Below are 12,845 nucleotides of genomic sequence, written 5' to 3' on the forward strand. Positions count from 1 at the left end.
GGATTATTTCCATGTACTGAGTAATTAGGATTGGTTGATCTTCATTGAAGCTTTTAGTTCAACTATCCTCAATAGCTGCGGATCTATCCTTTTCCATACCAAGAACGAAGGATCGGAAAAAGAATTGTCCAGAAATCGTAACTTTGCCGCCTAATTTATTTGAGAATGGAAAAATTAAAAGGGGCATTAGCCGTCTTTTTAGGTGCGAGTAGTTTTGGGATACTATCAACGTTTGTAAAAAAAGCATATGGTCAGGGGCTTACTTTAGGAGAAGTAACAGGGATTCAGGTATTATTTGGCATGCTTATGCTTTGGCTTATCTTTATCGTGATCAAGCTATTTTCTGGAAAAACCTTTCAATCTTCAACTAAAAAATCATCTTGGGTCAAAATATTGATCAGTGGTACATCAACGGGGCTTGTGAGTGTCTTATACTATAAATGTGTGCAGCTAGTGCCGGCATCTCTTGCTATTGTCCTACTGATGCAGTATATATGGATCGGTGTGGTCATTGAATTTATCTTTTTCAAAACAAAACCATCAAAAAACAACTTGATCGGTATTGGTATCGTATTGATTGCAACATTATTGGCAACAGGGCTCATTGAGAAAGGACTGGAGGATCTCAACTTAACAGGTTTATTATTTGGCTTCCTAGCCGCTACCGCTTATTCGGTTTTTATGATCGTGAATGGCCGTGTGGGTAATGATTATCATCCAATACAAAAAAGTGCAATCATGGTAACAGGTTCCTGTATTTTGATTTTCACGTTATTTCCACCGAACTATTTATTTAATGGTCAATTTGACGCTAATTTTCTGCATTTTGGCCTGATTCTATCTTTATTTGGCACCGTCATTCCACCATTGCTATTCGCTTATGGTTTACCAAAAACGGGCTTCTCTTTAGGTGGAATATTAAGTTCTGCAGAATTGCCTGTAGCAACCTGCATGTCTTATTTTATATTACATGAATCCGTTTCGTTGGTACAATGGATCGGTGTTCTTTTGATTTTAGGGACAGTGATCTGGTTAAATGCCGCAAAAAGCGGTGCGCACTAATCAAAAGCGTACATTTCAAAACACGAGCTCAGATATTCTATACAATCATATTGGATAGAATATCACCTAAGATCGAAAGATCTTGCAATGGAGTTTTTCTTTAGTAAAAAAGGGCAATCTTATAGAAGATTGCCCTTTTTTTGAATGTATAATTCTTAAAAAATTAATGTGCTAATGTTTCAGGAACCTCCTCAACTTCTACTTCACAAGTATCTGTTACTTCCATAAATTTGACTGGGACAACCTCGTTCACCAATAACGGATCATACAAAGTCCTCACCTTGACATAATTTTTAGAGAAACCGTGCATATAACCATCTTTTTCATCTGCTTCGAACAGGACATCTCCCTGAGCTCCAAGCTGTGATTCATAAAAAGCGCGACGTTTCTTCTCTGAAAGAATATGCAGCATCTTACTTCTATCACTACGTTGTGCTCCGGGCACAGCTCCTTCCATTTGGGCTGCAATCGTATTTTCACGTTCCGAATAGGTAAAAACGTGCAAATAGGAAATATCCATATCGTTCAGAAAATTATAGGTATCGATAAAGTCCTCGCGCGTTTCTCCAGGAAATCCAACAATCACGTCAACACCTATACAACAGTTCGGCATTAATGACTTGATGAATTCCACACGTTCAGTATAAAGCTCCCGTTTATATCTCCGGCGCATCAGACCCAAAATCTTGTTGCTTCCTGACTGTAATGGCATATGAAAATGCGGAACAAATCGCTTAGATTGTGCCACAAACTCGATGATATCGTTTGAAAGAAGATTAGGTTCAATAGAAGAAATACGTATCCGATCAATACCATCCACCTCATCCAGGGCTTTTACCAAATCCAGAAAGCGGTCTTCACGCTTACCATCCCGAATACCAAAATCACCAATATTAACCCCTGTCAATACGATTTCTTTTACACCCGAAGCAGCAATTTCTTCCGCTTGCTTGACAATCTCTTCAATCTTTCCTGAACGGCTTCCACCACGTGCCAAAGGGATTGTACAGAAAGTACATGAATAGTCACATCCATCCTGTACTTTTAAAAAGGTGCGCGTACGGTCGCCAATGGAATAAGCCGACACAAATTGATTGGTTTCATCAATCGGGCCATTATAAACAATTGTTTTTTCCTGTTTGGTCAAGTCATTGATATGTTCAATGATATTAAATTTCTCAGCAGCCCCCAATACCATATCTACCCCAGGAATCTCCGCGATCTCCTTTGGTTTTAGTTGGGCATAACAACCAACAATGGTAATATAGGCGTTCGGAGAGTGTTTTAAAGCTTCTTTGACCACTTTTCTACACTTCTTGTCAGCATTGTCCGTTACAGAACATGTATTGATTACATAGACGTCCGCACGGCTATTGAACGCTGTTGTATCATAGCCCGCATCCTTAAATAAACGTCCTATGGATGATGTCTCCGAATAATTCAGTTTACATCCAAGTGTATAAAAAGCTACTTTTTTATTCTCCATAATATTTTGCAAAATTACATTTTTTTTCAGTAACCCTTCTTATCATTTTAAGTTTTGACTTTCTCGTTATAAGGATTTTCCTTAGTTTTGACTATCTTGAAAGGTTGGATGCGCTAGAGGTTTTAAATTTTATAGCTAAAGGCAGATACAGCATCCACTGGCTATGGTTTTAATGCAATTTTGATATAGAAGGCAGTGTAAAAAAGCACACACACCTATCATATAAGCAGCAGAACACATACATATTCAAACCTCGGATATTAAAAGCATTTAATAAATAAAACTTACAGATGAAACAATATTTAGATTTACTCAGACATGTATATACGAATGGTGTTGTAAAAACGGATCGTACCGGGACAGGTACCAAAAGTGTCTTTGGATATCAGATGCGTTTCAACCTTCAGGAAGGATTTCCGCTAGTAACAACAAAGAAATTGCACTTGCGATCAATTCTTCATGAACTGATCTGGTTTTTAAAAGGTGAAACCAATATTCAGTATTTAAAAGACAATGGCGTGAGTATCTGGGACGAATGGGCTGACGAACAGGGAAACCTAGGCCCTGTCTACGGTTCGCAATGGCGCTCTTGGCCAACACCTGATGGTCGTCATATCGATCAGATCACACAGGTTATCAACCAGCTAAAAAATTCACCGGATTCCCGCCGCATTATTGTATCGGCATGGAATGTTGCTGAAATCGAAAACATGGCCTTGCCTCCTTGTCATGCTTTCTTTCAATTTTATGTAGCACCAGCACAGCCTGAGAAAGGGATTTTGAAGCCGCAATTATCCTGTCAGCTTTATCAACGTAGCGCCGACATATTTTTAGGTGTTCCTTTCAATATCGCCTCTTATGCCCTGTTAACGATGATGGTGGCACAAGTCTGTGATATGGAAGCCGCTGAATTTATACATACATTGGGCGATGCACATATCTATAGCAATCACTTTGAACAGACGGAACTACAGTTGAGCCGTGATCCAAAGCCATTGCCACAAATGAAGATAAATCCAGAGGTGCAAGATATTTTTGATTTTAAATTCGAGGATTTCGAATTACTGAATTATGAATCTCATGCTCATATCAAGGCGCCAGTTGCCGTTTAGGGAAACCTTTAAGAAGCTGTCCTAATACGCAACATCATTTTACACAACAGAACTAATCTACACGACACAAAAAATGAGTAACCCAACGATCACATTAATCGTAGCTGCCTCGGAAAACAATGCAATCGGCATCAATAACCAGATGCCCTGGCATTTACCAAATGATTTTAAATATTTTAAACGAAGCACCATTGAGCATTCTGTCCTGATGGGCAGAAAGACCTTTGAGGCCATCGGCAAGGCGTTGCCCGATCGAAGAAATATCGTCATCACACGTAATGCTAATTTTCAGGGAGAGGATATTGATGTTGCCAACAGTATCCAGGAGGCTCTTTTATATTGTCGCGACGAGCGCGAGGTATTTATCATCGGTGGAGCAAATATCTATCTACAGGCTTTACCATTGGCAAACAAAGTGCTTTTGACACGTGTACACACAACGATTCAGGCAGATGCGTTTTTTCCCGAACTATCATCAGAAGAATGGGAACTGATTTCTGCGGAACCGCATCAGGCCGATGATAAGCATGCGTTCGACTATACCTTTGAAGTGTATACAAGAAAATAATCATTGAAATGTTAAAATATTTATCTCTTGTTTTTATTTTACTTATGTCCAAGACATACGCTCAAAAGATAGATACCATATACTTGGAAAAATTACTTCAGAGTCGTCCTGATCTATTCCAACAAATATTAAATCATCCGACAAAGAATGAAGTGCAGATCCTCTACACTCAAATTGATCGCGATCAATCCAATGTCCCACATTTCAGGTCTTATAGTTATCGACTAAATCCCAATTGGTATTTCTATCCAGCAAGCACCGTAAAATTGCCAACGGCAATCTTAGCATTGGAAAAAATTAATGATTTGCATATTGAAGGATTAACTGGAGATACCCCCCTGCGCATAGATTCCGCTTTTGAAAAGCAAACCAAGGTATCCGTAGATGAATCTGCGGCCAACGGGCTGCCATCTATCGCTCAATATGTCAAAAAAATATTATTGACTAGTGACAATGATGCTCAAAATAGATTGTTCGAATTCATTGGCCGTGCCGAATTAAATGCAAAACTCAAAAAGTATGGCACAAAATATAGCCGAATTGTCAACCGCCTCGCTATTGGAGACAAGGGAATTTGGGCCAAGCATACCAACCCGTTCACTTTCAATCTGGACGACCATATCCTCTATCAGCAAAAAGCGCAATTCGATCCCAAGGATTATGATATCAAGTTAGCCAATACCCTGCAGGGGAAGGGCTACATGAATGATAAGGATCAACTTATCCATGAACCGTGGAGCTTTGAAGGTTTAAATGTATATGCGTTGGAGGATCAACAATTGATCCTAAAAAAATTATTATTTCCTGAAGCGTTCAAAAGCAAAGAGAGATTCAATTTAAAAAAGGAAGATTATAACCTACTCTATGACTACATGTCCCGCTATCCGTTTGAATCGGACTTTCCAAAATATGATCCCATAGAATTCTGGCCAACATATAGCAAATTGCTGTTCTATGGCCGTGAAAAAGATACCGTGCTGAATCCTAATATCCGAATATTCAATAAATATGGCGATTCCTATGGTTATAATATTGATAATGCTTATATCGTAGATTTTGAACATGGCGTAGAATTTCTCCTTGCTGTAGTAATTCAGTCGAATGAAAACGGTATTTACAACGATGGCATTTATGAATACGAAACCGTCACCTATCCATTTTTGAAAAACATCGGTCAGCTTCTCTACCAGGAAGAGCTAAAACGAACAAAAAAAATCAAACCCGATTTGTCCAGGTTTGATTTCAGAAAATTATAGAAAACAGCTTTCAGAATCTGAAAGCTGTTTTCTATACAATATATTCTTGTTCCTGATTGATCCAGGGATATTCATTTTTATGCAGCCAAAAATAATACGGAATTAATAATAGTCCTTCGAGAGGAATCCTTATAACACCGGAATTTATCAGGCAATCAACGATGAGAATGCTATAAAAAATAATACTTATCAGTACATCTATCTTTCCATACGAAATGGCCCTGCCTTTCTCAAACCAAAACATATAAGCCACTACGACTTTAAATAGCATAGATAGATTGCCAAGCACAACGACCGGACTTTTAAAATTTACAATTTCAAACCGTAGCTGATACATTCCAAGAATAACCGCCTCGCCCTGAACCAATGACAATAACATTAACAGAATCAAGAAAAACGCATTGACAGTAACTACCCAGCAAAACAGCTTCATCCACCAAGGCAGTAAATTTCTGCGTTTTATCTTGTTTAAACCAAAATTCCCTGTCTTTTCAAAAAAATCCGTCATAGCACTAATGTCCCTGCAAAGCGCTTTCGATCAATTCACCATAAAAGTCACCTTCTTTCATACCAAAGGCACGTACCTGTTGCGGGATAAAACTTTGCGCTGTCTGCCCGGGAATTGTATTGATCTCAATGAAATAAAAATTGTCGGTCTCACTTTCCAAAAAGAAATCCACACGCACCATACCTTTACAGTTCAACCTAACATAAATTTCCTTCAGAATACGTGCAGCGCGCTCTCGCTGTTCCACGCTCAGGTCCGCAGGCGTAATTTCCTCCGCCAGACCAGGAACATATTTGGCTTCAAAGTCAAAAAATTCACGTGTCGTACGAACCTCCGTTGCAGGCAATACAACCAATTCTCCCTTTGCATTTCGAAATATTCCTTCCGAGAATTCGCGTCCGGTCACAAATTCCTCAACAATAACCTGTTTTCCCGTATTTTCGGCATCGAAAGCCTTATCAATAGCTTCCTGTAGCTGAGCCGATTCTTTGACCTTCGTCATCCCGATACTACTTCCCCCAGCATTAGGTTTCACAAAATACGGAAGGGAAAGATTGCTTTCCACGGCGCTGACTGCTTCCGCCCGCTGTGATTCAAATAATAAAACTGATTTGGCCAAATGTAATTCAGGAATATTACTTAAAATCGCTTTGGTATAGCCTTTATTCATCGTTAAAGCTGAAGTCAGCGCATCGCATGAAGTATAAGGAATATCCAGCAAATCAAAGTAGCTCTGTAGTCGTCCATCCTCCCCCGGTACGCCATGTACCATAATAAAAGCAAGGTCAAAATTTATCGTTTCTCCAAGTAGTGGTAAGGTAAAGTTTTCGCGCAGAACAGGATGCTGCTGACCGTCTTTATCTGTATAAAACCATGCTTCTTTTGATATGGTAATCGGGTATACATCGTATCTCTCATGATCAAGTTGAGAATAGACAAAAGCGGAACTTTTAAAAGAAACTTCGGCTTCCTCTGTATAACCTCCAGTTATTAATGCTATTTTTGCTTTCATAAATTTTAGCGATTCGAATAGCAAATATAATTTGCTATACACGGAAAAACGAATAATTTTGTGAGGAATAATTTTATTTAATCATTCTGTAAAACTGGCTTCAATATTGCGGTTCTATGCAGAATTCATTTTTATCAAATACAGTAATGTCCAAAGTCGTACAATATCTTCAGACGCCCGCGTTCAGAAAAAATCTCATTGCCGCTTTCGTTGCGATAATCTGCCTATTTCTTGCGGTATATGTCGGGCTGAAAATATATACCAAACATGATGAATCCATTGCAGTCCCAAAAATAAAGGGACTTCATATCAACGCAGCCATCCAAGCGTTGGAAGATGCGGGACTAGAATATCAGATTGACTCCGTTTACCAGATGGATGCCAAACCTGGCCTGGTGATCGAACAGGACCCTGAGCAAGGATTTCACGTGAAATCCGGTCGTACAATATATCTAACAATTATCACGCAAGTAGCACCTGAGGTCTCTTTTCCAAATATCAAGGATAAAACACTGATCGAAGCAACAGCTATTTTGAAAAATCACAATCTTAAAATTGGTGATACCTCTTATGTCGCAGATATCGCCAGAGATATTGTTTTAGATGCCCAATTTGCGGGTCAATCCATTCGAAATGGACGTATGATCCCGAAAGGTTCACGAATAGATCTTATCCTTGGAAATGGCCTTGGAGCAAATGAAGTTGAAATTCCCAATTTGGTCGGACTTCCGTTAAATGAAGCTAAATTTGCACTTACGGGTGCCGGACTTGGTCTGGGAACGGTCACTTACGATCCAAATGTGACTGATACGACAACAGCCGTTATCAGCGCGCAATCTCCGGGTATAGAGAAGGGATTAACGAGCTTAGGGGCTAAAATAGATGTAACCCTTTCGTTGACGGCACCGACACCTACAACTGGTACCCCTGGAACAACAACAACGCCTAAGCCACAGGGAAATCCGACACCGTCAAATCCTCCTGCGGCGAAACCCGCGGCTCAGGGAAAAACAACAACAACAAATAATCCTCCTGCCAAAGCGACAAATACAACACCTCCAGCAGGCCAGAAAAAGGAAAATAAAAGTAATAGTTTAGGCTTCTAAAATTATTTTTGAAACCTTTACAAACATCGGATTGTTTGCATAAAAATGATTCGGATGTATGCGAAAGTTTCATTATTGATATAAAAAATCATTCTGATGGAAAATAAAAAAGGAATACCGAGTTGGTTAAAAATTGTTGCATTAATTGTCATCGTTATCGGAGGTTATTTTGCATGGACATTTTACAAGGCTTTTTTTGCCTCAAATGTTTCTGGAGAAAAGAAATACCTTTATATTCATGAAGGCGCAAAATACGAGGATGTGCTCAAATCAATTCAAGATTCCAGTCTTCTGGATGATATCGCTTCATTTGAACGTGCCGCCCAATATAAAAAGTACGAACAAAGCGTAAAACCGGGCCGTTATCTATTAAGTCCGGGAATGAACAATCGACGTCTGATCGGTAATTTAATAGGTGGTTATCAGGAACCCGTAAAATTCAGGTTTGCCAATGTAAGGCTAAAAGAAAATATGGCGGCCTTATTAGACAAAAGTTTTGAAGCAGATTCAGCACAATTTATTGCGGTATTGAACGATGAAGCTACCGCTCAAAAATTTGGTTTTACCAAGGAAAATTTAATTTCAATTTTCATTCCAAATACCTACGAAATTTACTGGAATACAAGCCCAGAAAAAGTTATTGCGCGTTTCGATGACGAATGGAAAAAGTTCTGGAATACGGACCGTATTGCGAAAGCCAAAACACTTAACTTAACGCCACAACAGGTCAGCACATTGGCCTCCATCGTCAAAGGCGAGGCGTTGCATCAAGACGAAATGCCTATGATTGCCGGCCTCTATTTAAATCGTCTAAAAAAAGGAATGCTTTTACAGGCAGATCCAACAGTGATCTTTGCTAACAATGACTTTACCATCAGAAGGGTCTTAAATAAGCATTTAAGAACCGACAACCCATACAATACGTACATCTATAGAGGCTTGCCCCCAGGTCCTATTTCTATTCCAAGTATTGCAGCTATTGATGCGGTCCTAAACTTTAAACAACACGATTATATCTATATGTGTGCAAAAGATGATTTCTCCGGATACCATAATTTTGCGAAGACAGAAGCAGAGCATCTGATCAATGCGCGCAAATTCCAGCAAGCCTTAGACGCAAGAAATATTAAAAAATAATGTTTGTATTTGATCATCAGATTCGTGTCCGCTATGCAGAAACAGACCAGATGGGCTATGTCTATTATGGCAATTATGCTGCATTTTATGAGATAGCACGAACGGAAATGCTGAGAAGTACAGGAATATCCTATAAAGAACTGGAAGAAATGGGCATTATGCTGCCTGTTACAGAGATGAAAACCAAATATCTCAAACCAGGTAGGTATGACGACCTGATAACGATCCGGGTAACGATACGTAAGAAACCAGCGGTCCGTATTATTTTTGAATACGAACTGTTCAACGAAAGTGGTGAATTACTCAATCAAGGCGAGACAACATTGGTGTTTGTCAATATGGAAAAAAACAAACCATGTATGCCCCCGCAGATCTTTCTGGATAAGATGAGTAAATACTTTAACTGATATGGGTAAATTCCACCAGTGGCTATTAAATTTTGAACCTTATTTTAGATTAATCGAATGGAGTAAACGGGTAGTTTTACCTGGTTTCGGTTCACTTCCACTTTATACAGTGGCAGTATTTTTCTTTCAGGAACTCTCCAGAGATTCAATCGTAAGCAAGGCTTCATCATTGTCATATAGCTTCCTGTTGGCGATATTTCCCGGTATCATCTTCCTATTTACGTTAATTCCCTATATTCCGATCAACAATTTTCAGGAACAACTACTGGATTTCCTAGCGGTTGTTATCCCCAAAAACGCATTCCTAGTAGTCGAAACCACCCTGGAAGATATTATCAAGAACCAAAATGGGGGGCTGTTATCTTTCGGTTTTCTGTTCGCCGCATATTTTGCGACTAATGGCATGGCCTCCTTAATGAATGCTTTCAATAAAGCATCTTTAATGACGGAAAAAAGACCTTGGTTGAGGAAAAGGCTCATTGCGCTTACACTGGCATTCCTGATCATCTTTGCCCTTACCGTAGGCATGACCATATTCACGATTGCGGGGGTGACAATCGACTATCTAAAGGAAACAACAGGTATTAAATCCAGTATGTGGGCGACACTATTAAAGCTCGCGCGATGGATCATTATTTTTGCCATCTATTTTTTTACTGTAAGCTGTATCTATAAGTTCGGCCCCTCTACCTCCAATAGATGGAAGTTATTCAGTCCAGGAGCGTCCATGGCTACCATATTGGCGATTTTAACTTTTTCGATTTTCACATTCTACATTAATCATTTTGGCGCCTACAACAAATTATACGGTTCTATAGGCACGCTGATTGTGATCATGCTATGGATTTACCTGAATACGCTGATCTTATTGTTGGGCTATGAACTAAATGCGGCCATTGCATTGTCTAAGCAAACCATTGTGATTGCCAAACCCCGGATCTTCAATTCCTTTAAAAAAGATAGCGAATAATCTTCGGAAAATCTAAAAAGACAGCATCCCCCATAAAGAAGAAGTTATATTGCCATTGAGATATAAAGTCCTCCTATTCTGACAAATGAAGGGTATTCACATGAAGCTCCTAACGCCAAATTGGTCTATAACCTTCCTGACTTGAGTATAACTAAAAGTCTTTCAATAAAATAAGAAAAATAAAATTTTGCATTAAAAGTTTTTTTGTACCTTTGCAACTCCTACAAAGTAGGAAAAAGGAGAAAATTAATTAATGGCAAAAAAACAAGAAGCAGAAAAAGAATTAGCAGCGAAAAACGCAGAGCTACAAGGTGCTGACACTAAAGTAGTGAAAGACACTGAAAAAATTGAATCAGAAGCTGATTCAAACTTAATCGACGAAATCAAATCAAACACTTGGATCACACCAGAAGGTGAATTTGACTGGGATGCAAATGATAAAGGTTTCGGAAATTATAGCGAAGCTGAACGCGCTAAACTTGAAGCACAATACGCAGATACTTTCAACCAAGTTAACCAAGGTGAAATTATTGAAGGTACTGTCGTTTCTATCAACAACAAAGACGTTGTCTTAAATGTTGGTTTCAAATCTGACGGTTTAGTTTCTTTATCCGAATTCCGTGACTTACCAGAATTAAAAATTGGTGACAAAGTTGATGTATTCGTAGAATCTCAAGAAGATGCTAACGGTCAATTAGTACTTTCTCGTAAACGTGCTAAAACTCAAAAATCTTGGGAAGCTATCAATGAAGCATTGGAAAATGATGCAATCATTACTGGTTTCGTTAAGAGCCGTACAAAAGGTGGTCTTATCGTTGACATCAAAGGTGTTGAAGCATTCTTACCTGGATCTCAAATCGATATCAAACCTATCCGTGACTACGATGTTTATGTAGGTAAAACAATGGAATTCAAAGTTGTTAAAATCAACCACGAGTTCAAAAACGTTGTCGTATCACACAAAGTGTTAATTGAAAACGACTTAGAAAACCAAAAATCTGAGATCGTTGCTAAATTAGAAAAAGGTCAAGTATTAGAAGGAACTGTTAAAAATATCACTGACTTCGGTGTGTTCATCGACTTAGGTGGTGTTGACGGTTTGTTGCATATCACAGATATCTCTTGGGGCCGTATCGAGCATCCAAAAGAAGTTTTAGCTTTAGATCAAACAATAAACGTTGTTGTTTTAGACTTTGATGATGAGAAAAAACGTATCGCTTTAGGCTTGAAACAATTATCTGAGCATCCTTGGGAATCTTTAGATACAGCATTAGAAGTTGGTTCTAAAGTGAAAGGTAAAATCGTAACAGTTGCTGATTACGGTGCTTTCTTAGAAATCATCCCAGGTGTTGAAGGTTTGATCCACGTTTCTGAAATGTCTTGGTCTCAAAACTTACGTTCTCCACAAGAGTTCTTAAAAGTTGGTGACGAGATCGAAGCTCAAATCTTAACTTTAGATCGTGATGAGCGTAAAATGAGCTTAGGTATCAAACAATTGACTCCAGATCCTTGGAAAAACATCACTGAGCGTTACCCAGTAGGTTCTAAACAAACAGCTGTTGTTAAAAACATGACTAACTTCGGTGTATTTGTTGAGTTAGAAGAAGGTATCGACGGTTTGATCCACATCTCTGATCTTTCTTGGTCTAAAAAAATCAACCACCCTAACGAATTCACTAAAGTTGGTGAAACATTAGACGTAGTTGTTTTAGAACTAGATGAAGAAAACCGTAAATTATCTTTAGGTCACAAACAATTGGAAGAAAATCCTTGGGATACTTTCGAGACCATCTTTACGGAAGGTTCTATCCACGAAGGTACTGTGATCAAAGTTGGTGACAAAGGTGATATCGTAGCTTTACAATATGGTGTTGAAGGTTTCTGTCCTTCTAAACACTCTGTTAAAGAAGACGGTTCTTCTTTGAAAGTTGATGAAGTAACTTCATTCAAAATCATCGAGTTCAACAAAGAGAACAAACGTTTGGTAATTTCTCACTCTCGTATCTGGGAAGAAGAGAAAGAAGAAGCTCGCAAAGAAGAGTCTAGCAACCGTAAAAAAGACGCTAAAGCTGAGTCTTCAGCTGTTAAAAAAGTAAAAGATTCTGTTGAAAAATCTACTTTAGGCGACTTAGACGTGTTAGCTCAATTGAAAGAGCAAATGGAAAATGATAAAAACGCTAAATAATTAGCATTTCAATCCATAAAAAGCGGCTGTTCCAAA

12 protein-coding genes are annotated in these 12,845 nt (G+C 38.7%); 9 read left to right on the forward strand and 3 right to left on the reverse strand.

What is annotated here, in order from left to right; translation table 11 throughout:
- Positions 1 to 165 precede the first annotated feature (165 nt).
- Positions 166 to 1,062, forward strand: coding sequence for an EamA family transporter (locus tag ABTV71_RS22845; RefSeq protein WP_433901220.1), 897 nt, complete (start codon positions 166 to 168; stop codon positions 1,060 to 1,062).
- Between the two features lie 163 nt (positions 1,063 to 1,225).
- Here the strand turns inward: ABTV71_RS22845 and mtaB are convergent, their stop codons facing one another.
- Positions 1,226 to 2,548, reverse strand: a complete 1,323-nt coding sequence (mtaB, locus tag ABTV71_RS22850; RefSeq protein ID WP_433901221.1) for a tRNA (N(6)-L-threonylcarbamoyladenosine(37)-C(2))-methylthiotransferase MtaB — start codon at positions 2,546 to 2,548, stop codon at positions 1,226 to 1,228.
- A 290-nt stretch (positions 2,549 to 2,838) separates the two neighbouring features.
- On the opposite strand from mtaB, the gene ABTV71_RS22855 reads away from it, so the two are divergent.
- The 3 genes from ABTV71_RS22855 to ABTV71_RS22865 all read left to right on the forward strand — a co-directional run bounded on the left by ABTV71_RS22855 (position 2,839) and on the right by ABTV71_RS22865 (position 5,484).
- Positions 2,839 to 3,660 carry a thymidylate synthase gene (locus ABTV71_RS22855; RefSeq protein ID WP_433901222.1) on the forward strand — a complete coding sequence of 274 codons (822 nt, stop codon included), beginning with the start codon at positions 2,839 to 2,841 and terminating at the stop codon, positions 3,658 to 3,660.
- A gap of 73 nt (positions 3,661 to 3,733) precedes the next feature.
- A complete protein-coding gene (locus tag ABTV71_RS22860) occupies positions 3,734 to 4,228 on the forward strand; it encodes a dihydrofolate reductase (protein WP_433901223.1) in 495 nt (164 codons plus the stop codon).
- A 44-nt stretch (positions 4,229 to 4,272) separates the two neighbouring features.
- On the forward strand, positions 4,273 to 5,484 hold the full coding sequence (locus tag ABTV71_RS22865) for a serine hydrolase (protein WP_433901224.1): 1,212 nt from the start codon (positions 4,273 to 4,275) through the stop codon (positions 5,482 to 5,484).
- A 31-nt stretch (positions 5,485 to 5,515) separates the two neighbouring features.
- Here the strand turns inward: ABTV71_RS22865 and ABTV71_RS22870 are convergent, their stop codons facing one another.
- Together ABTV71_RS22870 and ABTV71_RS22875 are read right to left on the reverse strand one after the other, a co-directional pair.
- Positions 5,516 to 5,992, reverse strand: a complete 477-nt coding sequence (locus ABTV71_RS22870) for a hypothetical protein (RefSeq protein WP_433901225.1) — start codon at positions 5,990 to 5,992, stop codon at positions 5,516 to 5,518.
- A gap of 4 nt (positions 5,993 to 5,996) precedes the next feature.
- Entirely contained in the window at positions 5,997 to 7,004 is a 1,008-nt protein-coding gene (locus ABTV71_RS22875) for a D-alanine--D-alanine ligase (protein WP_121125812.1), read from the reverse strand.
- A gap of 116 nt (positions 7,005 to 7,120) precedes the next feature.
- Between ABTV71_RS22875 and ABTV71_RS22880 the strand changes: the two genes are divergently transcribed.
- The 5 genes from ABTV71_RS22880 (at position 7,121) to rpsA (ending at position 12,809) form a co-directional block, all read left to right on the forward strand.
- Positions 7,121 to 8,110, forward strand: coding sequence for a PASTA domain-containing protein (locus tag ABTV71_RS22880; RefSeq protein ID WP_433901226.1), 990 nt, complete (start codon positions 7,121 to 7,123; stop codon positions 8,108 to 8,110).
- Between the two features lie 96 nt (positions 8,111 to 8,206).
- On the forward strand, positions 8,207 to 9,247 hold the full coding sequence (gene mltG / locus ABTV71_RS22885; protein WP_433901227.1) for an endolytic transglycosylase MltG: 1,041 nt from the start codon (positions 8,207 to 8,209) through the stop codon (positions 9,245 to 9,247).
- Positions 9,247 to 9,654 carry an acyl-CoA thioesterase gene (locus ABTV71_RS22890; protein WP_121125814.1) on the forward strand — a complete coding sequence of 136 codons (408 nt, stop codon included), beginning with the start codon at positions 9,247 to 9,249 and terminating at the stop codon, positions 9,652 to 9,654. The genes mltG and ABTV71_RS22890 overlap by 1 nt, the downstream gene beginning before the upstream one ends.
- A 1-nt stretch (position 9,655) precedes the next feature.
- Entirely contained in the window at positions 9,656 to 10,624 is a 969-nt protein-coding gene (locus ABTV71_RS22895) for a YihY/virulence factor BrkB family protein (protein WP_108636519.1), read from the forward strand.
- Between the two features lie 253 nt (positions 10,625 to 10,877).
- Positions 10,878 to 12,809, forward strand: coding sequence for a 30S ribosomal protein S1 (gene rpsA, locus ABTV71_RS22900; protein ID WP_121125815.1), 1,932 nt, complete (start codon positions 10,878 to 10,880; stop codon positions 12,807 to 12,809).
- Positions 12,810 to 12,845: the final 36 nt, after the last annotated feature.

Source organism: Sphingobacterium puteale (assembly GCF_050986225.1).
Taxonomy (GTDB): Bacteria; Bacteroidota; Bacteroidia; order Sphingobacteriales; family Sphingobacteriaceae; genus Sphingobacterium; species Sphingobacterium puteale.

What these genes read in the sequence shown, in the direction of transcription:
- ABTV71_RS22845 (WP_433901220.1), top strand. Translation starts at nt 166, where the DNA reads ATGGAAAAATTAAAAGGGGCATTAGCCGTCTTTTTAGGTGCGAGTAGT.
- mtaB (WP_433901221.1), bottom strand. Translation starts at nt 2,548, where the DNA reads ATGGAGAATAAAAAAGTAGCTTTTTATACACTTGGATGTAAACTGAAT.
- ABTV71_RS22855 (WP_433901222.1), top strand. Translation starts at nt 2,839, where the DNA reads ATGAAACAATATTTAGATTTACTCAGACATGTATATACGAATGGTGTT.
- ABTV71_RS22860 (WP_433901223.1), top strand. Translation starts at nt 3,734, where the DNA reads ATGAGTAACCCAACGATCACATTAATCGTAGCTGCCTCGGAAAACAAT.
- ABTV71_RS22865 (WP_433901224.1), top strand. Translation starts at nt 4,273, where the DNA reads ATGTCCAAGACATACGCTCAAAAGATAGATACCATATACTTGGAAAAA.
- ABTV71_RS22870 (WP_433901225.1), bottom strand. Translation starts at nt 5,992, where the DNA reads ATGACGGATTTTTTTGAAAAGACAGGGAATTTTGGTTTAAACAAGATA.
- ABTV71_RS22875 (WP_121125812.1), bottom strand. Translation starts at nt 7,004, where the DNA reads ATGAAAGCAAAAATAGCATTAATAACTGGAGGTTATACAGAGGAAGCC.
- ABTV71_RS22880 (WP_433901226.1), top strand. Translation starts at nt 7,121, where the DNA reads ATGCAGAATTCATTTTTATCAAATACAGTAATGTCCAAAGTCGTACAA.
- mltG (WP_433901227.1), top strand. Translation starts at nt 8,207, where the DNA reads ATGGAAAATAAAAAAGGAATACCGAGTTGGTTAAAAATTGTTGCATTA.
- ABTV71_RS22890 (WP_121125814.1), top strand. Translation starts at nt 9,247, where the DNA reads ATGTTTGTATTTGATCATCAGATTCGTGTCCGCTATGCAGAAACAGAC.
- ABTV71_RS22895 (WP_108636519.1), top strand. Translation starts at nt 9,656, where the DNA reads ATGGGTAAATTCCACCAGTGGCTATTAAATTTTGAACCTTATTTTAGA.
- rpsA (WP_121125815.1), top strand. Translation starts at nt 10,878, where the DNA reads ATGGCAAAAAAACAAGAAGCAGAAAAAGAATTAGCAGCGAAAAACGCA.